This is a genomic window from Rubritalea squalenifaciens DSM 18772 (assembly GCF_900141815.1).
In the GTDB taxonomy this organism is placed as follows: domain Bacteria; phylum Verrucomicrobiota; class Verrucomicrobiia; order Verrucomicrobiales; family Akkermansiaceae; genus Rubritalea; species Rubritalea squalenifaciens.
The window spans coordinates 354,362-374,758 of the sequence record NZ_FQYR01000002.1; the positions used below are offsets into that span (position 1 = coordinate 354,362).

The window sequence follows — 20,397 nt, forward strand, 5'->3', positions numbered from 1 at the left end:
TAAAACCCTAATGACTCATGACCAACCAACAGCCCGCAGGGCTTCGTTCCATCGTCCCAGGCTTGATTCTGTATTCTTGATTCTCAATTCTCCCCGCCGGGGCCCCATCCAGCCTCGCGATCCTGTAGAAGCTTCCGATTAGATGATTCGGTACCGTAGCCAGTAGGAAGTAGCTAGTAGCCTCTCCGGATAAACCGGAGATCAGTCACACATACAGGTCAGAGGGATAAAGAATGGATGAAATTTCCCGAGGAAATTTCCGCTACTCGCTACTCCCTACCTGCTACGGCCCATACCCTCCATTGCCTCCTGATAAACCCGCATGGGCGAACCCCAACGTGGGTTCCGTACCTTAGCCCGGCGGTTGCGGGCCGAAGGGTCGCTACCCCGGGAATAGGATTTAATAAAAACACGACCCCAACGCGGGTCGCGTATTGGTTTCATCTAGCCAGCCTCTATCCTTTCTCCTCAATCCTTCCCACTCTCCACAGGAGTTCCATTCGTGAGATTCGTGCAATTCGTGGTGGAAAAAATCTACCCACCGACAGCCGATCCAACCAGCCCAGCAATCAATCTCAATCTGCGTAATCTGTGGTTAGAAACGTTTCATCAAGCCCGGTTCCATCTATTCAGCCTTTCTGTCCCTTCCGTGTATTCCGTGGTGGAAAACGTTCCATCGTCCCGGACTTGATACTGTATTCATGATTCTCGATTCTACCCGCAGGGGGGATGCTCTAACTGCGTGATAGTAATTTTATGTTGACGTGTAGTACAGGTAATAGTATCCACTCTATTCCTTTGTTCTCATTCCGCATGGATGTGTGGGGCGTGCTCTATGCGCCTGCATCCGCATTCAAACCTAGACAACAACAGAGAATGAAACAAAAACCCCTACGGTGGAGTGAGCTCACCCACCGCTTGTTGGTTCACTCAGGCAGTGACACCAAGGATGCATCGGGCAAGTGTGCCGGGCCATCACCGCAGCATGAATCATGTTTGTTAGAAAAGAATCAGGCTGATCGTCGGCCTGTCTATAACTCACGCAGCTGGAGCATCGCGCTGGCGTGTTCGTTTGGTCTGCTGGCCCATACGGGCTTGCTGGCCACTCCGGCCTATGACTGGGATTTCCAGACCCACTATGCCCATGCGAATGCGCAGCCCGCCTCGCTGACGAGTACGCAGCTCAGCGCTATCCAGCAGGTGGATGCCAGCTATCCGGGCGGCTTCACCTACTACAATGGTACTGGCCTGAGCCAGGCCCAGATGGATGCGGTGGATGCCATCCGCAGCAAGTTTGCGCTGGTGCGTGACTCCGGTACCGGGGTGGTGACTGGACGCGGCATCGTGATGGATGGTGAGGGCAGTGGTTCACAGACGAACTTGAGCCTGCCCGCCAGCTTTAATGGCGACTTCCTGCCTTCTGTTAGAGCGCTGGCAGACTACTACAAGAATGCCTCCGCAGCCCAGGCACCCACGCTGGAGCAGCTCTACTACGATCTGGTAGAGCATTTCCTGGATCAGAATTATCTGCCCGGAGGCCAGTCTGTACCGGGGATAGGCAATGGCTACACCTGGCGGAACAATGCCCCTCAGGTCTACCGCATGGCTCACTCCCTGCCGGCGGCCGAGCGTGATCTGCTGGGCCTGAGCATGTTCTATGTGTCTTATGGCAGGAGCTTGCTGAATGATCATGCCAGTGCTTCTACAGATATTTATCTGAACTACTTCCCGACGGCCTTCAAGGGGCTGGCACTGATCGGGGATAACGAGGCGAAGTGGCAGCTGTTAGGACTGGTGCGGCGCGGGCTGGATGTCTCGATCACAGGGAAGGAAGGGAACCACAAGGCGCAGCTGGTGCCGCTGGATGGCGCGGTGATCCATCATGACGGTCACCACATTTCCTATGCCCAGTATTCCTTTGGGTCGATGGTTTCCTACCACAAGGTGATGACTCAGGCGGGCTTCACCTCAGACTTCACGGCGGAGGCGGTGGAGAGATTCCGCAGTGCCGCGCTGGCCTGGGACTTTTCCACGACGGGGGACTACAACCCGCTGCACATGCAGATGCGGGCGGGCCTGCGTTCGGGATCTTCGCCGACCAGTAGCGGATTCGGCAGGACGGTGTATTTCCCTACGGAGGTGGCGCGCCTCAGTGCCGCCTTCAAGGGCCAGACCATCACGGAGGAGACCGAGCTGGCCTATGCCGCCATTTCCAAGGCGGGCGCTGGCAGTACCTCCCTGCCCGTGGAGTGGCAGAGCATGAGCATTCCGTCTAACATAAGCAGTGATTCACCGCTCTACACAGCGGCGCTGAAAGGGCACTACTCGCATACGACCAATGGGGTCTCTGTCCATCGTGGCGATGGCGGGGACGACTGGCTGGTCACGCTGCGCGGCCAGCATGGCCACTGGCGTGGTGGCGAAGCCTATGATGCGATGGGGCTGCCGGATCATTTTAATGTGAAAAGCATGCACGGCGCGCTGATGGTGATGCCGGTGGGGAACAATGGCCGCAAGCCGAACGAGGTGGACTCCGGCTTCCAGTACGAAGGCTGGGACTATTCCTACTACCCGAATGTCACCACCAAGGACATTCCCTATGCGGACTTTCTATACTGGCGTACTCCGGCTTACTTCGGCGGTGAGAGTAATCTGATGGGCAGTGCAAATCTGCGTAAGGGCGGCATCTGGATGTACCACGCCGGGCACGCGGACAAGAGCGCCTTTTTCATGGGCAAGCGCATCGTGCTGGTGACGAATAACATCACCTCCAGCGACACCCTGCACACCGGACTGATCCAGCAGGCACACAGCGATCCTGGCAACCAGGGAATTGATCTGGATGGCACGGTGCAGACGGGGACGGGTTCCTGGTCCCTGCCGGCAGGTGGCGGCCATGAGATCACGGATGCCAATGGCACCGGCTACTACGTGCACCCGCTGGCTGGCAATCCGCCGGTGGTGGCGGAGCGCGGCGCTCAGCAGTGGACCTATTCTCTGCCCGCCTACTACAATGGCACTGGCTCGGCGCCGAGCTACACCTACGCCAGCGACTGGCTCAATAACATGCAGCAGTTTGATCCGACCTCGGGCTTCTTTTCCAAGGTCTGGTTTGATCACGGGGCCGCGCCTCAGGACCAGTTCGTGGAGTACTCCGTGCTGGTGAAGCCGCAGCCCGGTGAGCTGGCGGCCTATGCCACGGCCATGGAAAATCCTGCCACCGCGCCGGTGACCATCAACCGCAGCTCGAAGGTGCACCGTTTCTACGACAAGGCGAGCCGCACCTACGCTGCCGCCGTCTTTGATGCTACCGAGCAAATCAATGAAGGCGAGCTCGTCTCCGTTAGCCGTCCGGGCGCCTACATCTGGCGCAAGGAAGCAGGCACGCTGTGGCTCAGCTGCAGTTCCTCGGAGACCTCGGACAAGTCGGACTTCCAGATCGTGCTAGATGGCCAGTGGCTGCTGCAGGCTGAGGAGCACACCTATCAGGTGAGTGTGGCCCCCTATGGTGGTGATACCTTGGTCTCGCTGTCCTACCGTCAGGCCGCACCGCAGCGCATCGCACTACGCAAGGTGGTGCCAGATACCCTGGTGGCTCATTGGGATTTCAATGACGCATCGGACCCTAACAGATCCTGTGACGTGGAGAACAATACGCTGGCTGCCTTTGAGGGTGGCGCGGCCTACTCGGCGGATGCCGGCGGCAGGACTTCTTCTGCCGGGGACCGTGCGCTCGACTTGGGCACTAGCTCCAGCGGTCAGACTGCGCGAGTCGCAGCCGTGCAGTTCCTGAAAGAAGCGGCCCAGAATGACAAGCTGACCATCAGCTACTGGCAAAAGCAGAGCCAGACAGGCTACAAGAACTCTTCCTTCTGGGCGGTGTCTCCGAGCAGCAGTGCGGGTCAGCGCGGCATTCAGGCCCACAGCCCCTGGAGCAATGACCGCATCTACTTTGACTGCGGCGGCACTTCCTCGTCTAACAGAATATGGGTAAATGCTTCCTCCGTTCTCTGGACCAGCTGGACCCACGTGGCCTATGTGAAGGATGGTGGCACCGCTAGCATTTACGTGAATGGCAGCCTGCTGTCCTCCGCCTCCGGAAAAAGCCCGCTGGTGACAGATTTTACCGAGCTCTTCATCGGTTCGGCACAGGATGGCGGAAATAGCCTGCGAGGTCTGTTAGATGACTTTGCGATCTACAATACCGCGCTGGATGCCAGCCAGGTGAGCGCGCTGGCACAAGGTACGGCGCCGGACCAGATCATCGTGAATCAAGCCCCGTCCGCCAGTGGTGCTACGCTGAGCGTGCCGGAAAATACCGCAGGCGGAGTCGTGCTCACCACCGTGAGTGCTACGGATACGGATGGCGGGGATGCGCTGCGCTACGAGATCCTCTCAGGCAATGCGCAGGGCCAGTTTACGATCGACTACATCACCGGAGAGATATCCACCACCAGCCTGCTGGACTACGAGAGCCTGGCCAATCCTGTCTTCTCGCTCAGCGTGCAAGTCACCGACCTGTCTGGTGCCACGGACACCGCCGTGATCGCCATCACCGTGACGGACATTGCCAATGATGATTCGGATGCCGACGGTCTGACCGATGAATGGGAAGTCGTCCATTTCGGCTTCGTAGCCGTTACCACCGGCGCAGCAGATAGCGACGGCGATGGCCTAAGCAATGAAGACGAGGAGCTCTACGCTATGGATCCCAATAACCCGGATGAAGATTCGGATGGACTGTTAGATGGCGAGGAAATCCTGCTTGGAACTGACCCCTACGATCCTGATACCGATGACGATACTCTGCCGGATGGTGACGAGATTCTCTTTGGCACGGACCCGCTGGTGCCGGATCGTGAGTTGGCTAGCCCGGCGGTCTTCTTCCTGGACAGCTTTGATGATGACGCCACGGCTTCCACTCCGGTAGAGGGTGGCATCAGCTGGACCAAGACGGATATCCTTGGCGCAGGTGATCATGGATCGGTAGGCGTACGCCCGCACAATGACGGCTCCGGTGGCATGACCGTGCCTACCATGAGCGGCAGCGGGAAATTCCTCAATGGCGGGCGCTCCACCGCCTTCTCCTACCCGGTGACGGATGGCATGGTGGAGGGCTACACCTATCAACTCAGCGTCTGGGGTCGCCGGGCGGGGAGTTCCTATCCAGTGGCGCGCTGCTACTTCGGCACCGCACCCACCACCCCCGTGGCGGGTAGCCCGGGGAATATCTGGCCGGGCAGCAGTTGGGTAGAATACACCACCAGCTACACCGCCACTGCGGCGGATGCCGGCCAGCCACTCTGGCTGGTACTAGAGGGCCGCAGGGATGCCAGCACAGGCGTCACCGCCTGGGACGATGCCAAAGTCACCGTCACTCCCTAACAAGAAAGAGTAAGCATTTGCGTGTGCGCATCGGGATCAGTGCCTCCAGGCCTGGTCCCGGTGTTGTTGGGCCCCTGCGGGGCATTACTGATTACAAATTACTGATGACTGATCCTGGTATGATGGAACCCGGCATGATGAAGCTTTTCTAACCACGGAATACACGGAAGATACAGAAAGGCTGGCTGGATGGAACCGGGCTTGATGAAGCGTTTCTAGCCACAGATTACTCAGATTGGAATGGATTTCCTGCTTGATGATGCCCGGGATGATGGAACGTTTTCCACCACGAATCTGCACGAATCTCACGAATGGGGCATGATGAAGTCCTGCTAGATGGAACGGCTGTTGGTGGGTAGTTTTCTTTGACCACGAATTACGCGAATCTCACGAATCGGGCTAGATGGAGCCTGACTAGATGGAGCCTACGCGACCCGCGTTGGGGTCGTGTTCTATTTTTAATGCAGGTTCCCGGGGTAGCGACCCTTAGGCTCGCAACCGCCGGGCTAAGGTCCGGAACCCCTTGGGGTTCGCCCATGCGGGGAGTGGGAAGGATAAAGGGGAAAGGAAAAAGGCTGGTGAGATGGAGCCCTAATGGCTCATGACCAACCAACAGCCCTCAGGGCTTCGTTCCATCGTTCTGGACTTGATTCTATATTCATGATTCTCGATTCTCCCCGCAGGGGCAATGACGAGCGCCCAGTGGGCGCTACATCCCGGAGGGATGAGGGAACGAAGCGCGGCGGTAAGCTTGCCCCGGCAAGCGCAACCCCGGGAACCGGGCCCACAAACAAAAACCACCCCGGAGGGGTGGAGGAAGGATGTTATCTCCTGTTGCTAAGTAGTCCGATGACCAGCCCGCAGGGCTACGTTCCATCGTCCCAGGCTTGATTCTGTATTCATGATTCTCAATTCTTCCCGCAGGGGCCCCATCCAGCCTCGCGATCCTGTACAAGCTTCCGATTAGATGATTCGTTACCGTAGCCAGTAGGAAGTAGCGAGTAGCCTCTCCGGATAAACCGGAGATCAGCCACACATGCAGGCCAGAGGGATAAAGCATGGATGAAATTTTCCTCGAGGAAATTTCCGCTACTCGCTACTCCCTACCTGCTACGGATCCTACCCTCCATTGCCTCCTGATAAACCCGCATGGACGAACCCCAACGTGGGTTCCGTACCTTAGCCCGGCGGTTGCGAGCCGAAGGGTCGCTACCCCGCAGGGGGCTCCATCAAGCAGGAATCAGTCATTAGTAATCACCAATCAGTAATGCCCCGCAGGGGCCTACCCCAACGCGGGTCGCGGATATTCCATCTAGCAGGGTTACAATTAGCCCCCATTCGTGAGATTCGTGAGATTCGTGGTGGAAACGTTCCATCGAGCCGGGTTCCATATAGCCAGAATCAGTCATCAGTAATCACCAATCAGTAATCGCCCCGCAGGGGCTCCATCCAGCCCAGCAATCAGTCCCAATCTGCGTAATCTGTGGCTAGATACGTTTCATCAAGCCAGCCTTTCTGTAGCTTCTGTGTATTCCGTGGTGGAAAACGTTCCATCAAGCAGGCCCCAATGACTCCTGACTATTGACCAATGACAAGCGCCCGCAGGGCGCTTAGTACACCGGGCGGAGCACGTGGGAGACGTACTTGGCGAGGCGGGTTACCTGCATGGTGTAGCCGTGTTCGTTGTCGTACCAGATGTAGAGGACTACGTTGTTAGAGTCCGGGGAGGCGATGGTGGCATTGGAGTCGAAGACGGAGCAGCAGTCGCTGCCGATGATGTCTGTGGACACCAGGTCGGGCTCGGTGGCGTACTTGATCTGGTTGGCCAGCGGGCCTTCCTGGGCGGCCTCGCGGATGGTCTGGTTGACCTCCTCCACGGTGACGCTGGATTCCAGGTCGAGATTGAGAATGGCGAGCGAGCCGTTCGGGGTGGGTACCCGCACGGCATTGGAAGTGAGCTTGCCAGCCAGGCAGGGGATGGCCTGCGCCACGGCGGTGCCGGCACGGGTGGAGGTGATCACCATATTCACGGCAGCAGAGCGGCCGCGGCGGTGCTTCTTGTGCATGTTGTCCAGCAGGTTCTGGTCGTTCGTGTAGGCGTGGATGGACTCGATGTGGCCTTTGACGATGCCGAACTTCTTCTGCATGACATCCAGCACCGGAGAGATGGCATTGGTAGTGCAGGAGGCGGCGGAGAAAATGGTTTCCTTCTCCAGATCGAGCAGGTCCTGGTTGACCCCGAAGACGGTGTTGTTGAAGTCCTCTCCCGGTGCGGTGAGGATCACCTTGGCCACTCCGGCGGCCTCCAGGTGGCGGGACAGCTCGGCCTGGGTGGTGTAGGCGCCGGTGTTGTCGATCACCAGGGCATCCGAGATACCGTACTGGTGGTAGTTCACCTCATCCGGGCTGTTGGCCTCGATGAACTGCACCCTCTGCCCGTTGATGGTAAGGGTATTGTCCCTGGTCTCCATGGTGATGGTGGCATCAAAGGTGCCGTGGGTGGAGTCATTGCCCAGCAGGGCGGCGCGTGTCTTGAGAGATTCCTCGTCCAGCGAGCGCACCACCACGGCGCGCAGCCTGAGCTGGTGGCCGTTGCCCGCCTGCTTGATCAGCTCCCGGCAGAGCAGCCTGCCGATACGGCCGAAGCCGTAGAGCACCACATCCTTCGGCGGTGTGTTCTGCCGCGGACCACCGGCGAAGTCCGCCAGCTCCCGCTTCAGAAAGGCCGCCAGCGCATCATCCAGATAGCCTTCCTCCTCTTCCTCCCATTTCACGGCGAGCTTGCCGATATCGATGGTGCAGGGCTCCAGCTCCAGTCCCTCGATCAACTGGGCGATCTTGGCCGTTAGGTGGATGGCCACCTCCGGGTGCACCAGATTTTCGGAATGAAGCTTGAGCAGCTTGGCCGGGCTGATGTTCAGGATGTGATTCCGGAACAGCACCAGTTCGATCGACTGGCGGCGTGCCAGATGATTGATGCTGCTCGTCAGCTCGATGGACGTGTCGTGCTCGTCCAGATGCTGAGAAAATCGCTGCTCGTATAATAGAGATGTCATGGCCAGTGATGGGTGCGTGGTGAATGAACCCGGGTACTTCGAAAGATGTGTACACGACCAATGATTTCGAGCGGGCTCTGGCAATCAAAATGCGGATTCTATGCCAAATCTGGGAATCGTTCCTCCGCTCTACGACAATTGGACGATTGGCCAATGTTGCCACGCCGCCCCCCACAGCACAATGACGGAAGAGCCCGAGGTATGTCATGATCCCCAGCGGGGCAGGGCCCCCGCTGGGGCATTACAAATTACTGATGACTGATTCCGGCTATATGGAACCCGGCTTGATGAAGCATTTCCACCACGAATCTGCACGAATCTCACGAATGGGGGCTAGATGAAACCCAGCATGATGAAGCGTTTCTCACCACGAATCCGCACGAATCTCACGAATGGAGCTAGATGAAACTCAACCCTCCGGGATGCATGCTAGAGAACCCCAACGTGGGTTCCGTACGTTAGCCCGGTGGTTGCGAGCCGCAGGATCGCTACCCCGGGTATCGGATAGAAAAAACAACACGACCCCAACGCGGGTCGCGCAGATTTCATCTAGCAGGCCTATGAATGGGCATCTTATTGGCTTATGCCTGAATTCTTGAGATCTTCTTCAATGGAGTGCATGAGAAGGATGTAGAGCTTGTTGTAGTTGTTCTCATCAAGCTCCTGATTTTTCTCTGGAATGATTTTCCAATTTCTCACATCCAGCAAAGTGCTGCTCAGCGGGACGATGCCATCCTTGCTCTGTTCCAAGACCTTCCATTTTTTTACCTGTACCGCGCACTCTTTCTGGTCGGCCAGATAGAGTAACTTCCATTCGAAGTAGAAGCCTTCATGATTCATGTGAGCCTCGATATCGAGGAGCTGCTTGTTCGCCCCGAGTGTGTAGATCACGTGCGTTCCCTTTCCTTGGTAAAGGGACTCTACCTTACATTCATGCACTTCAAAATTCGCAAAGAGCTCACCATCGATCGTTAGTTTGTCTTTTTGAATCAGGCTGTCTCCCTCATCACAAATTGCGATGTTAGAGGAGGCGAGTAGATAGAGAGTAAGGCCAATGGTGCAGGATGTTTTCATAAGTTGCTAGTGACCGTTGATCCTCCTACTTCAACAATCATTTGTAAACCAAGAAGATCCTCCGTGACCAATAACAAGCGCCCAGCGGGCGCTGACATCCCGGAGGGATGATGGAACAAAGCACGGTGGTAAGCTTGCCCCGGCAAGCGCAACCCCGAGAGCCGGCCCCCAAAATAAAAACCCACCCCGGAGGGGTGGTGGAACAGGTTTCATCTAGTAAGGTCACCAGATTTGGAGCAAGTCTCCGGCCTAGCGCATCACTCGGAAGGTGCAGAGGAAATTATTGGTCTAACGGGAAGCTGGTCGTCCCGCAGGCGCTGCAGCAGGATCTCGTAGTCCACGATGTCTTTTCCGCTGAAGGATCTGTCCTGGACGCGCTTGAGCACGATGAGCAGCTGCTTCTCGGAGTTAGACATTTCTTCCTGGAATCTTTCTGCATCGTCAGGCCAGGTGGATGCGTAGGCTGTCAGGTTGCTTACGATCTTGGCGTCGGCCATTTGCCGGAGGTTATCGTAATCTTTTGCCGCAAGAAGGTTCTCCAGCCAAATGGCCTCATTCAGATTCGCTACCGCCTCGCGTTTATCAGGAAACCCGGAAGCTGTCTTGGACTCTTGAGAACCCTCAATCCGCGCCTCCGCCCGCTGCACGCCGAATTGGAAGGAGAGCACGGAGACGAGCGCCAGACCCGCCGCATAAAGAACACCTTTCATCATCGCCAAGGACTCTAGCCAGTATGCTCAGGCTGGATCAATCATGGAATCATCCCAAAGAACCCCAACAGGGTTCCGGACCTTAGCCCGGCTGTTGCGAGCCGCAGGATCGCTACCCCGGGTATGGGATTAAAAATAGAACACGACCCCAACGAGGGTCGCGCAGGTTTCATTTAGCAGGAACTCGATTCTTGATTCTCGATTCTTAATACTAAATTCTCCCCGCAGGGGCTAGACCAATAACAAGCGCCCAGCGGGCGCTTCACTCAGCCCATGCCGTGCCGGTGACGGCTGCTTCCTTGCTGGGCATGAGGCGGGAGACGGCCTGGCCGCCCCAGCCGAATTCCACGATGCGGCCGCCTTGCAGGATGAAATGTTTGTCGGGCTTTCCATCCAGCAGCACCTGGATCTTGTCACCTTCGCGGATGAAGCTCGCCTCGCCGCTGATCTCTCCACTGCCTTCATTGATCACGGGGAGACGCAGGTCATCGCCCGTGCAAATTTTGTCGAGAAAAAGCATCAGCGCGGAGGAGGGCACGGCCTCGCTATCTCCTGGCAGAGAGACATAGTCCCCGTTGCCAGACTTGTAGGCAGAGATGGTCGTGCCCAGGTACTTTACCCAGAAGGGGAATTCCTGCCGCTCGCCGTTCACCGCCAAGCAAGCCCGCTGGTAGAGGATGCCGTCCCGATCCTCATACTCGAAGTAGCCGACCTTCACGCCATCGATCTCAAAGCTGTAGTAATTCATGCTTGGGAATGCTTTCTAACAAAATAGATGAATGCCTTCATTTCTTCATCGAGAGGCTGACGCAGCCCATGATGGTTCCGACGAGGGCGATGTAGAGATAGTTGGCTCGGTTGAGGTAGTTGTAGGCCTCTGTCAGGGCCATCAGGCTGGGGTCTATAGCGGTTTCCTGGCTGGTATACCAGCTGAGGTCACGCAGGGTGAAATCCCGGTGGACCCAGTAGGAGAGAAGACAGACTCCCAGCGCGCAGCCCAGTGCTCCGAGGCGATGATAGTAGCTGGCAGATGCACTGCGGGCGGCGAGGATTGCTCTCACGCCAGTGATCAGTGTCACGCAGATGCAGAGGATCGTCAGCGCAAAGTGTACGCCTGACTGGAACTCGATGATGGGGATTTCGGTGGCTGCCATCTTAGGTGTTTTGGTTTATTCGCCCTGGTACTTGACGTGGGAGAAGTGGACTCTCATAGGCAGCCATTTGGTTTTGTCCTGGGTCAGGGTGAAGGTTTTTTTTAGGCTCAGCTGCTCACTTGGGATTTTATAAAATTTCTCGCGTACGCTGAAGTAGTCGTAGTCGTCCCGGCTGCCCATGTAGAGGTGCTTGTAGCCGGACTCGTCCCCCGGGTTCGCGACCAGCTCCTTCTCTACAAATGCAAAGCGATTCACCTCCTCAGCCGTGATCTCTTTTTCTTCAGCGCTCGCCGTGTCTGCCGCCGGGGTGGATACCTTTGGTTCCACCTGCACCGCATCGCTCGTACCGGCTGCTTCCTTGCAGCAGGGCAGTGTAATACAGAGTAGCGGTACACACAGACACGTGATGATTTTCATACCTATCATCCTAAACGCCTCTGCCACTCAGTGAAAAGAAGAAAGGAGCCCCGGAGGGGAGTGGAAAGGATAGAGATGGGTATGGGCCGTAGCAGGTAGGGAGTAGCAAGTAGCGGAAATTTCCTCGAGGAAAATTTCATCCATGCTTTATCTACCCAGTCAGCATGTGTGGCTGATCTCCGGTTTATCCGGAGAGGCTACTAGCTACTTCCTACTGGCTACGGTTTCGAATGAACTAAGCGGAAACTCATGACCATTGACCCATGACCCTTGACCGATGACAAGCGCCCGTAGGGCGCTACATCCCGTAGGGATGTTGGAACGAAGCGCGGCGGTAAGCTTGCCGGGGCAAGCGCAACCCCGGGAACCAGGCCTCCAAACAAAAACCACCCCGGAGGGGTGGGGGAACATGTTTCATCTAGCAAGCCCATCAACGATTAACCAATAACAAAATTCCCGCAGGGGCCTCCCCCTTCACACGCGCATGATGGCATCCACGGCCCGGGAGCCGTTGACCAGCAGGATGAGCAGGCCGGCGCCCGCGAGGTTGGCCAGCAGCAGCCTGAGACGGATGATGGCCCGCGCCACCGGGACGAAGAGCAGGATCAGGCAGGTTGGGATGGTGAATGCGATGCTGACCATCGCCCAGATCAAGGGGAAGAAGGCCAGTGCCATGAGATCCGGGGCGCGCAGATCCGAGTAGAATAGGTCGCCTATCAAGACCGCCAGCAGCGCAGCAACGGTGATGCCGAAGCTGACCTGGTAAGTCAGCCTGGAAAAAATCTTCATCGTTTTATCTCGTGTCCCGTAGTTGCTTCATGGTTTTCACCACACCCAGAATTTTGTCGTCTTCGATCGAGTCCAGTTCGGCCTCCAGTTGCCGGCAAAGCTCTGCGTCCCTGCTGAGCATATCGATCAGTTCTCCATTGAAGTAGGCATAGACCTTCTCTTTCTTTTCAGAAAAATCCTTTCCGTCGATAATGAGGCGTCCATAGGATATCTCGGTCTTGTGCTGGGTTACTGACCCGTCACTCACTAGGATGGCGACAAGCTCATCCTCATTATGGGTTACCAGGTCTACTGTGTACGTCACACCGTCAGAGTTTATGACCTCCCAGGTTTGGGCCTTCTTGGGTGTTGAGTCAGGCCCAGCCTCTACGACTGGCTTCTCCCCACAAGAGCTGAGAGCCAGCAGCCCGAGCGCGGCGAGAAAGGAGGTGATGAGTTGGTGAAGTTTCATGGGGTCGTGAGTGGTTTGGCGAATCTGGACTGGAGCTGGATGCAGGCGAGGATGGGGTAGCTCATCACGGCGGTGAGCAGGAAGGCCTGGTTGGAATTCTTGGCAATGGCTATGAGGAAGAGTCCGCCCTGCCCCGTGTAGACAAAGCATAGCACCAGCCCGAGCGCGATCAGACAGCCGGCCCATAGGCTGCTGCGCCTGCAGACCAGCGCGCGCAGCAGAGCCACCACCAGCAGGGCATTGGCGGCATGGTAGAGGTAGAAGACCAGGCGCGCGTTCTCACGGTCCCATCCATTGTAGATCACCCCGATGACCGCCAGGACAAAATAAACCCAGAGGAACCATTTCAGAAAGGAATGGTAGGCACGGTTCAGTTTGTTCACTTGCTGGTCCATGGTATGTCAGCCGATCAGTCCAGACTAACAGAAACGAATCGGCTGGAATAGGGAAAAGGACATCAAATTCAATCTGTATAATCTGTGGTAGGGCGTTTTAGGTTAACGGTGTTACGTTTGCACATCGAGTCCCATCTAGCTGGGTTTCATCATGCATCCATTCGTGAGATTCGTGAGATTCGTGGTGGAAATGCTTCATCAAGCCGGGCTTCAACAACCAGGCCTTTCTGTCCCTTCCGTGTATTCTGTGGTAGGAAAAGTTTCATCATGCTGGGCTTTCTCCTTTCTCCTCCATACTCCCCACTTGCGCCCCTACTTCAGCTCGAACTTCACGGTGATGGTGGCACTGTAGGAGAGTTTCTCCATCTCTGTTGGGGTGGCGAAAGTGGGAGCTGCGATGCTGTTACTCCTGATGTAGAGACCGGGTAGGTAGGAGGGTGAACCCTGCTGGATGGTGAGTACCTGGCCCAGCTCTGCGCCCAGCGCGGCTGCCAGGTCGCCGGCCTTGGACTTGGCCGTAGCAGTGGCATTGAGCAGGACTTTTCTTTGGTGAGCATCGTGCTGGCTGGAGAGGGTGCTGACTTTGCTGATCTCGATGCGGTTGTCGCTCAGCAGGAGGCTTTCGATCTGCTGGCGCTGCTGCAGGTCTTTGAGCTCGATCTCGGCTTTACGTTCGGCATAGTAACCAGCGAAGACCTTGTTCTCATCCTCGCCAGTGTAGTGGCGGCCGGAAGAAATGGCGCTGAGGCGGATGGTGGTGTCTGGGAACTTGGCTTCCTTGAGCGCCTTCTGCAGCGCCTGGGTGGACTCGTCCAGCTGCTGGGAGGCACCGGAGACAGAGTCGGCCTCGCCACGGATGGCGATGGACCAGACAGCGCGGTCAGGCTCCACCTGGAGCTCCGCAGTGCCGGAGACCTCGATGTGACGTCTGGTATCGATCTCCGCCTGTGCGGCGCTGAGAGAGAGGATGAGGGAGGCGGCTGTTAGGATGATGGATTTCATGTGGTTTTATCGGTGTTTGGGTAAAAGGGTGAAATGCTCTAGGCATCGGGGGAGTCATTCTCGCTAGTTTTTGCGGTGAAGTAGGTGATGAAGCTTCGGGCTTTATTTGAGGCGAAGTAGAGGAAGCTGGCAATCGCGAGCATCAGAATGAGGAAGGGAAGAGAAAAGGTAATGTCGGTAGCAATCAATCCCACGGTGATGAGCAAGGCCCTGAGATTCCACCACAACAGCCCGCTGATGATTGCTAGCAGGACACAGGAAATGATACTGCCCGTGAACATGGCGTAGACCATTAGCTCAGGATTAGGATCCCTGAAGGCATAGATGCTCAATGTGGCTGCGATAAAGAGGACAAATCCCAGCAGCAGCTGGAGCATAAAGTTATACCATGACCATTTCATACGTAGGATCTCTGAGTAGTTGAATGAATACTTGTTAGTTCTTCCGGCTGAAGACGCCGGTGGTGATCCCGCTGAGGAAGAGGGCCGAAAGTATAAGCGGGATGATCTTCATAGACACAAGCAAAACGATAGACACCCAAGCTAGTGAACCAGCCGCCCGGGTCAATCTCTGAGTTGGAGCCCGCCTTGCGGGTAGTGGGAAGGATAGAGGAGAAAGGAAAAAGGCCGATAAGATGAAACCAATACGCGACCCGCGTTGGGATAGGCCCCTACGGGGAATTACTGATTACAGATTACTGATCCTGGCTAGATGGAACCGGGCTTGATGAAAACGTATCTAGCCACAGATTAAGCAGATTGGGACTGATTGCTGGGCTGGATGGAACGGCTGTCGATGGGTAGATTTTTTCTACCACGAATCTCACGAATAGGTTCTGGATGAAACCCTGCTAGATGGAACATCCGCGACCCGCGTTGGGGTCGTCTTCTTTTTTTATCCAATTCCCGGGGTAGCGACCCTGCGGCTCGCAACCGCCGGGCTAAGGTACGGAACCCCGTTGGGGTTCGCCCCTGCGGGGCATTACTGATTACAAATTACAGATTACTGATCCCGGCTAGATGGAACCCCAATGACTCATGACTCTTGACCAATGACAAGCGCCCAGAGGGCGCTTCATCCCGGAGGGATGTTGGAACGAAGAGCGGTGGTAAGCTTGCCGGGGCAAGCGCAACCCCGGGAACCGGCCCTCCCAATAAAAACCACCCCGGAGGGGTGGAGGAACAGGTTCCATCAAGCAGGGCTCCAACGTGCCTGGGCTCGATTCTTGATTCTTGATACTAAATTCTCCCCGCAGGGGCCGGCCCATTAACGAATAACGATTCACCAATAACAAAAGTACGATTCACCAATAACAAACGTTCACCTACTGTACTTGTTTTCAAAGGCTTGGATCAGCTCGTAGAGTTTGGCCTGGGTGTCCTGGGAGGGGATGGTGGCGGTGATCTTCCGGGCGTCTTCCGGACGACTTTGGGCGATCTGATAGACGATGGATTCCGCGGCCTTGGAGTAGGTACGTTCGTCATCGAATTGCTTCAGCCAGTCGATTGCTTGCTCGGTATTCTGCCTGGCTACCTTTTCCATCACCGTGCCCAGCATCCTGTCGCTCCACTCGCCGGGTTCCTGGCTGAGGACAAAGCTGGCGGCGGCCAGCGCATCCTGGTCTGTCCAGGCGCGGTAGAAATCCTCGGCCCCGCGTCGCCAGGCATCGTCCGTGGAGGGGGAGTCGAAGAAGCTCTCGGCCAGTTGCAGGTAGTTGGCATCCTCTGGCAGGGCGGAGACCGCATCGCGCACGCTGTCGCTGCGTGTGGCGGAGGGAGTACCGGCGGCATTGACCTCCCGCAGCAGTGCCAGGGCGGCATCGGGATCCCGGGCGGCCAGGCCTTTGGCCATGCCGTAGCGTAGCTGCTGGCGTAGCCGGGGTGAGAGCTGCTCGGTCTCCAGGGCATCCTCCGGCAGCTGGATCTGCGCACCAGCATAGCTGATCCACTTCTGCAGGTGCAGCGAGTTCATGGAATTGTCCGGCTCCTCGACCCGCTGGGCGAAGTCCACGGCGGCCTCCGGGTGCTGGAGGAAGTGCGCTTTCACCGCGTTGTCGATCAAGGTCACGGCGCTAGGATAACCGGAGCGTCCCAGCAGGGTGACCAGCTCCGCGAGTTCGGCAGAGACTCCTAGCCGGGCCACTGTTTCATTGGCAAACTCCCGGTGCTTGCTGCCTAACATGAATTTGTCGTTCTCTTTGAAAAATTCCACCCACTCGCCGTGGAGTTCCTCCCGCAGGACCTGGCGGGACGCGCTGTCGTCAGGTCTGGCAGGCGTCGAGTGCTGGACTGGCTGCACGGCTTGCAGGTTATCCGGCTCTCTCTCTCTGGCGGCTTGTGTCGGTGCCGGCTGCTCAGCCGTGGTGGGAGATCCCTCACGTGGCGGCGACATGGCACGCCACGCGACAAACACAGACAAGAGGACGACGGAGAGAAGAAGGAACGTTTTCATAGCAAGGGCAGACGACTACACAGCCCCTATCCATAGCCCAGCACCAGCCCCCCGTCGAGCTGGTAGTTTGGAACCCCCTGCGGGGAGAATTGAGAATCAAGAATCAAGAATAGAGCCCAGCCACGTTGGAGCCCTGCTAGATGAAGCGTTTTCCACCACGGAATACACGGAAGACGCAGAAAGGCCGATAAGATGAAACCAATACGCGACCCGCGTTGGGGTAGGCCCCTGCGGGTTTGTCAGGGGGCAATGGAGGGTAGGAACCGTAGCAGGTAGGGAGTAGCGAGTAGCGGAAATTTCCCCGAGGAAAATTTCATCCATGTTTTATCTACCCAGTCTGCATGTGTGGCTGATCTCCGGTTTATCCGGAGAGGCTACTCGCTACTTCCTACTGGCTACGGTTCCGAATGAACTAAGCGGAAACTCAAGCCCAATGACTCATGACCAGCCCGCAGGGCTTACATCCCGTAGGGATGAGGGAACGAAGCGCGGCGGTAAGCTTGCTCCGGCAAGCGCAACCCCGGGAACCGGCCCTCCAAACAAAACCACCCCGGAGGGGTGGAGGAACGTTTCATCTAGTAGGGCTTCATCATGCCCGCATTCGTGAGATTCGTGCAATTCGTGGTAGAAATGCTAGCTCTAGCAGGGTAATCGTTTTCTCTAGCACCACTGATTCCTATGGCCTTCACCATTCCTGAACACCTCATCGTCCACCGGGCAAAGCACTGGACCATCAATCACCGCGTGGACACGGACATGCCGGGCTACCTCATGATCGGGGCCGCCGATAGCCAGGTGGAGCGCTTCCAGGACATCAGCGAGGAAGCATCGCTGGAGCTTGGCACGCTGATCGTGCAGGCCACCAGGTACGTGGAGGAAGAGCTGCAGCCGAAGAGGGTCTTCTGCAGCCGCTACGGTTACGACGACGGGCATTCGGTGCATTTCCACGTGATCCCCATCTATGCCTGGCTGGAGGAGGCATTCCTGCAGGACCCAGAGTACTCCAAACTCTTCTGCGATGGCTCCAGCCTCACCCTCTTCCTCTGGAGGGAATACATTGAAGCGGAAAACAAGAGACCCATCCACGGCCCCAGCGTGCAGGAAGCCATCGCGCGGGTGAAAACCCGGTTTGAGCCAAGGTGAGATGCGTCGCAGGGCGTTGTAGGTGCAAGCAGGGTTCCATCTAGCCCGATTCGTCAAATTCGTGCAATCCGTGGTGGAAATGCTTCATAGTGCCGGGTTCCAACTAGCCAGCCTTCCGTCACTTCCGTGTATTCTGTGGTAGGAAAGTTCCATCAAGTAGGGTAATCGTTTTCCCTCACACCTTTCACTTCGATGGCCAAAGACCCATACGAGAAATTCCCATCCCCTCGCCGGACAGCGCCGCTTCCCACGGAAAAGGATTTTGATCCATGCGGTGGTCATCTGGATGCGCAATGTGCCTGGCAGAACTTTGGCGGCCTCAGCCTGGAGCAGGCCTACGAGCTGTTCCTCACGCATTCCGCATACTACCAAGAGGACTTCATGTTCATGGGGGTGAAGGCATTCGACTACTACTTCCCGGTCATCGATCGATACATGCGTGAGGTGACAGGAGATGAGGAGGGCTACGACTGCGAGCTGTCCATACTAGGCTGCGGAGTCGCCGCGCAGCTGGAGTACAGCGGCTCAGGCATCAGCGACCGCCTGCTCGGCGAGATCGAACGGATTTCGGAATACGTCCTGTCGCATCTGGGGCAGTACTCCCCGGCCCCCAAGGACCAGCGCCGCATCGCACGCGAATGGAAACGCGTGGACGAGCAAATCGCCGCCCACAAAAGCAAAGGCTAGTAGAGGATGAATATTACCGAGATATTTTCACCAACCAAAGGGAAAGCGACAGACTTTTTGCCAAAAGATTTGTCTGTGGCTGATAAGAAGAAAATCATAGAAAACACAATGTATGTCAGCGGTAGCATGTTCGTGACTATGGTAGGCGCGAGTATTGCCCTCCTTGAGGAAGAGGGAGGGGAAGCGTTCTACAAAGACGATTCCACATATCATTTTTTGTCGAGGCTTAGCTATGATGATGAATCTTCAGTAACAGATTACAAAGCATGGTTTAATTTAGATCAGGCTAGTTATATACTAAATTGGATTCAAACCAGTAAATGCGTTAAAAGTTGGTCATCAGAAATGTCCTCTTTAATTAGCGTGTGGACAGAAATCGTGGAAAGTAAGCAATAACCATTCACGCATAACGCGTGCTCAGGTGGGGGAACCTTATTCAACGAGCATGGACGGGTTTTTGGAATAGTACTCATCCAGCATGCGGGCGAATAGGGTTCGCTGGCGCTCATCGAGATAGTGGTGTTTCCGGTTGCCATTCATCACGCCCTCGAGGTGAATGTGGGTGTACTGATTGGATAAATCATGCTCGATGATGAAGTCCGAGAGATCATGGATCGCCTCTAGATTACGCTTTTGGGCCAGAGCTTGTCGCTCTGGTACCAATGCAGGGTCTTTCTCCTCGTGGCACATGTAGAGGATCACAAACTTGCTGAGATCACTCGTGATCCTGTTTTCCATGGTATCGTTCTTCGCGCGCTCGGTAGAGTAGCCATAGCCCAGATACACGCAGAAGATAGCTAGGAGCACGGTGATCGTTGTGTGGATTCTTGTGGAGATTTTCATGAGTGGATGTTTTTCAATGTAGTCTAACAGGTCATCATAAACCACACCTAGTTTCATGAGGCCATCCCACAGGGATGCTCACTAGAGAACCCCAACGTGGGTTCCGTATCTTAGCCCGGCGGTTGCGAGCCGCAGGATCGCTACCCCGGGTATGTGGCAAAAAAACAACACGACCCCAACGCGGGTCGCGCAAATTCATCTAGCAGGGCTTCATTATGCCCCTATTCTTCGGTATAGCGGATCTTGAAGTGGAATAGGTTCAGGAGCGATTCTTTCTCGATAACGACCAACTCCATCACAAAGCTCTCGGTGCCATGGGTCCCTTTCATGATGAGTTTGTCGCCTTTTGAGTCGCTCAAGTTTTGAGTGATGGTGTAGCCGCTGTCTACAAAGCTATCTGTGATGTGATGGCAGACGCTCCCCAATGGGTCACCAAGAATGATTTTTCCTCTCACTCCGAGGGATAGTTTGGACTCATGCTTGTTATCGGCTCCACGGATACTCATCTCCTCGACTTCACTTTCCATCACCATAAACGGGCAGTCATCGAATAGAAAACTGTACAGCCCCACCTCCTGAACCGGAGTGAGCGGCTGGGTCTTCTCGCCACAGGCACAGAGAAGGGTGCAGAGAAGCAGTAAAAGGAATGATTTGAAGCGCATGGGGTGGGTACGTGATGTAAAACGACGGGGTTGTGCGACCTTGGGATGCTAGGGGCTTGGTGGATTAAGCCAAGGAGGTTTTTCAGCATTTTGGATTGAGAAAACCGGCGATCCTCAAGCTATCGGCAACCTTTGTATGATCAGAGGTAGATGCCAAGTCGTCTCTGAAAACCGGCGA

Annotated in this window: 18 protein-coding genes; 4 read left to right on the top strand and 14 right to left on the bottom strand. The window is 56.1% G+C overall.

All coding sequences use genetic code 11. From position 1 onward, the window contains the following. Positions 1 to 876: 876 nt before the first annotated feature. Entirely contained in the window at positions 877 to 5,385 is a 4,509-nt protein-coding gene (locus BUB27_RS01635) for a LamG-like jellyroll fold domain-containing protein (protein ID WP_159434728.1), read from the top strand. Between the two features lie 1,610 nt (positions 5,386 to 6,995). Here BUB27_RS01635 and BUB27_RS01640 read toward each other — a convergent pair. From BUB27_RS01640 to BUB27_RS01695, 12 genes are all read right to left on the bottom strand, one after another. Continuing rightward, complete coding sequence (locus BUB27_RS01640; RefSeq protein ID WP_143157797.1) at positions 6,996 to 8,441, bottom strand: glyceraldehyde-3-phosphate dehydrogenase; 1,446 nt, start codon at positions 8,439 to 8,441, stop codon at positions 6,996 to 6,998. A gap of 573 nt (positions 8,442 to 9,014) precedes the next feature. Next, positions 9,015 to 9,515: a hypothetical protein gene (locus tag BUB27_RS01645; protein WP_143157798.1), complete on the bottom strand. Its 501-nt coding sequence runs from the start codon at positions 9,513 to 9,515 to the stop codon at positions 9,015 to 9,017. 257 nt (positions 9,516 to 9,772) lie between these two features. After that, entirely contained in the window at positions 9,773 to 10,228 is a 456-nt protein-coding gene (locus tag BUB27_RS01650) for a hypothetical protein (protein ID WP_143157799.1), read from the bottom strand. Between the two features lie 259 nt (positions 10,229 to 10,487). Next, positions 10,488 to 10,973: a hypothetical protein gene (locus tag BUB27_RS01655; protein ID WP_143157800.1), complete on the bottom strand. Its 486-nt coding sequence runs from the start codon at positions 10,971 to 10,973 to the stop codon at positions 10,488 to 10,490. A 37-nt stretch (positions 10,974 to 11,010) separates the two neighbouring features. Continuing rightward, complete coding sequence (locus BUB27_RS01660; protein ID WP_143157801.1) at positions 11,011 to 11,379, bottom strand: hypothetical protein; 369 nt, start codon at positions 11,377 to 11,379, stop codon at positions 11,011 to 11,013. 15 nt (positions 11,380 to 11,394) lie between these two features. Next, complete coding sequence (locus BUB27_RS01665; protein ID WP_143157802.1) at positions 11,395 to 11,796, bottom strand: hypothetical protein; 402 nt, start codon at positions 11,794 to 11,796, stop codon at positions 11,395 to 11,397. 474 nt (positions 11,797 to 12,270) lie between these two features. Next, the gene (locus BUB27_RS01670) at positions 12,271 to 12,585 is read right to left on the bottom strand and encodes a hypothetical protein (RefSeq protein ID WP_143157803.1); all 315 of its coding nucleotides are present in this window, start codon (positions 12,583 to 12,585) and stop codon (positions 12,271 to 12,273) included. Between the two features lie 4 nt (positions 12,586 to 12,589). Beyond that, on the bottom strand, positions 12,590 to 13,036 hold the full coding sequence (locus BUB27_RS01675) for a hypothetical protein (protein WP_143157804.1): 447 nt from the start codon (positions 13,034 to 13,036) through the stop codon (positions 12,590 to 12,592). After that, a complete protein-coding gene (locus BUB27_RS01680; protein ID WP_143157805.1) occupies positions 13,033 to 13,431 on the bottom strand; it encodes a hypothetical protein in 399 nt (132 codons plus the stop codon). Before BUB27_RS01680 ends, BUB27_RS01675 begins: the two co-directional genes overlap by 4 nt. Before the next feature lie 312 nt (positions 13,432 to 13,743). After that, positions 13,744 to 14,433: an SIMPL domain-containing protein gene (locus BUB27_RS01685; RefSeq protein WP_143157806.1), complete on the bottom strand. Its 690-nt coding sequence runs from the start codon at positions 14,431 to 14,433 to the stop codon at positions 13,744 to 13,746. A 38-nt stretch (positions 14,434 to 14,471) separates the two neighbouring features. Beyond that, positions 14,472 to 14,810: a hypothetical protein gene (locus BUB27_RS01690; protein ID WP_159434729.1), complete on the bottom strand. Its 339-nt coding sequence runs from the start codon at positions 14,808 to 14,810 to the stop codon at positions 14,472 to 14,474. A gap of 943 nt (positions 14,811 to 15,753) precedes the next feature. Next, entirely contained in the window at positions 15,754 to 16,884 is a 1,131-nt protein-coding gene (locus tag BUB27_RS01695; protein WP_143157808.1) for a hypothetical protein, read from the bottom strand. Between the two features lie 678 nt (positions 16,885 to 17,562). On the opposite strand from BUB27_RS01695, the gene BUB27_RS01700 reads away from it, so the two are divergent. The 3 genes from BUB27_RS01700 to BUB27_RS01710 all read left to right on the top strand — a co-directional run bounded on the left by BUB27_RS01700 (position 17,563) and on the right by BUB27_RS01710 (position 19,110). Further along, positions 17,563 to 18,027 carry an HIT family protein gene (locus BUB27_RS01700; RefSeq protein WP_143157809.1) on the top strand — a complete coding sequence of 155 codons (465 nt, stop codon included), beginning with the start codon at positions 17,563 to 17,565 and terminating at the stop codon, positions 18,025 to 18,027. Positions 18,028 to 18,219: 192 nt separating this feature from the next. After that, positions 18,220 to 18,714 carry a hypothetical protein gene (locus BUB27_RS01705; RefSeq protein ID WP_143157810.1) on the top strand — a complete coding sequence of 165 codons (495 nt, stop codon included), beginning with the start codon at positions 18,220 to 18,222 and terminating at the stop codon, positions 18,712 to 18,714. Between the two features lie 6 nt (positions 18,715 to 18,720). Beyond that, positions 18,721 to 19,110, top strand: coding sequence for a hypothetical protein (locus BUB27_RS01710; RefSeq protein WP_143157811.1), 390 nt, complete (start codon positions 18,721 to 18,723; stop codon positions 19,108 to 19,110). A gap of 36 nt (positions 19,111 to 19,146) precedes the next feature. Here BUB27_RS01710 and BUB27_RS01715 read toward each other — a convergent pair whose 3' ends face one another. After that, entirely contained in the window at positions 19,147 to 19,557 is a 411-nt protein-coding gene (locus tag BUB27_RS01715) for a hypothetical protein (RefSeq protein WP_159434730.1), read from the bottom strand. 221 nt (positions 19,558 to 19,778) lie between these two features. Next, positions 19,779 to 20,219, bottom strand: coding sequence for a hypothetical protein (locus tag BUB27_RS01720; protein ID WP_143157813.1), 441 nt, complete (start codon positions 20,217 to 20,219; stop codon positions 19,779 to 19,781). Between the last annotated feature and the right edge of the window lie 178 nt (positions 20,220 to 20,397).

Excerpts from the sequence above, each read along its gene's own strand:
- BUB27_RS01690 (WP_159434729.1), bottom strand. The coding sequence starts at position 14,810 with ATGCTCCAGCTGCTGCTGGGATTTGTCCTCTTTATCGCAGCCACATTG.
- BUB27_RS01710 (WP_143157811.1), top strand. The coding sequence starts at position 18,721 with ATGAATATTACCGAGATATTTTCACCAACCAAAGGGAAAGCGACAGAC.
- BUB27_RS01715 (WP_159434730.1), bottom strand. The coding sequence starts at position 19,557 with ATGAAAATCTCCACAAGAATCCACACAACGATCACCGTGCTCCTAGCT.
- BUB27_RS01640 (WP_143157797.1), bottom strand. The coding sequence starts at position 8,441 with ATGACATCTCTATTATACGAGCAGCGATTTTCTCAGCATCTGGACGAG.
- BUB27_RS01670 (WP_143157803.1), bottom strand. The coding sequence starts at position 12,585 with ATGAAGATTTTTTCCAGGCTGACTTACCAGGTCAGCTTCGGCATCACC.
- BUB27_RS01650 (WP_143157799.1), bottom strand. The coding sequence starts at position 10,228 with ATGATGAAAGGTGTTCTTTATGCGGCGGGTCTGGCGCTCGTCTCCGTG.
- BUB27_RS01700 (WP_143157809.1), top strand. The coding sequence starts at position 17,563 with ATGGCCTTCACCATTCCTGAACACCTCATCGTCCACCGGGCAAAGCAC.
- BUB27_RS01685 (WP_143157806.1), bottom strand. The coding sequence starts at position 14,433 with ATGAAATCCATCATCCTAACAGCCGCCTCCCTCATCCTCTCTCTCAGC.
- BUB27_RS01705 (WP_143157810.1), top strand. The coding sequence starts at position 18,220 with ATGGCCAAAGACCCATACGAGAAATTCCCATCCCCTCGCCGGACAGCG.
- BUB27_RS01695 (WP_143157808.1), bottom strand. The coding sequence starts at position 16,884 with ATGAAAACGTTCCTTCTTCTCTCCGTCGTCCTCTTGTCTGTGTTTGTC.
- BUB27_RS01660 (WP_143157801.1), bottom strand. The coding sequence starts at position 11,379 with ATGGCAGCCACCGAAATCCCCATCATCGAGTTCCAGTCAGGCGTACAC.
- BUB27_RS01635 (WP_159434728.1), top strand. The coding sequence starts at position 877 with ATGAAACAAAAACCCCTACGGTGGAGTGAGCTCACCCACCGCTTGTTG.
- BUB27_RS01720 (WP_143157813.1), bottom strand. The coding sequence starts at position 20,219 with ATGCGCTTCAAATCATTCCTTTTACTGCTTCTCTGCACCCTTCTCTGT.
- BUB27_RS01680 (WP_143157805.1), bottom strand. The coding sequence starts at position 13,431 with ATGGACCAGCAAGTGAACAAACTGAACCGTGCCTACCATTCCTTTCTG.
- BUB27_RS01665 (WP_143157802.1), bottom strand. The coding sequence starts at position 11,796 with ATGAAAATCATCACGTGTCTGTGTGTACCGCTACTCTGTATTACACTG.
- BUB27_RS01675 (WP_143157804.1), bottom strand. The coding sequence starts at position 13,036 with ATGAAACTTCACCAACTCATCACCTCCTTTCTCGCCGCGCTCGGGCTG.
- BUB27_RS01645 (WP_143157798.1), bottom strand. The coding sequence starts at position 9,515 with ATGAAAACATCCTGCACCATTGGCCTTACTCTCTATCTACTCGCCTCC.
- BUB27_RS01655 (WP_143157800.1), bottom strand. The coding sequence starts at position 10,973 with ATGAATTACTACAGCTTTGAGATCGATGGCGTGAAGGTCGGCTACTTC.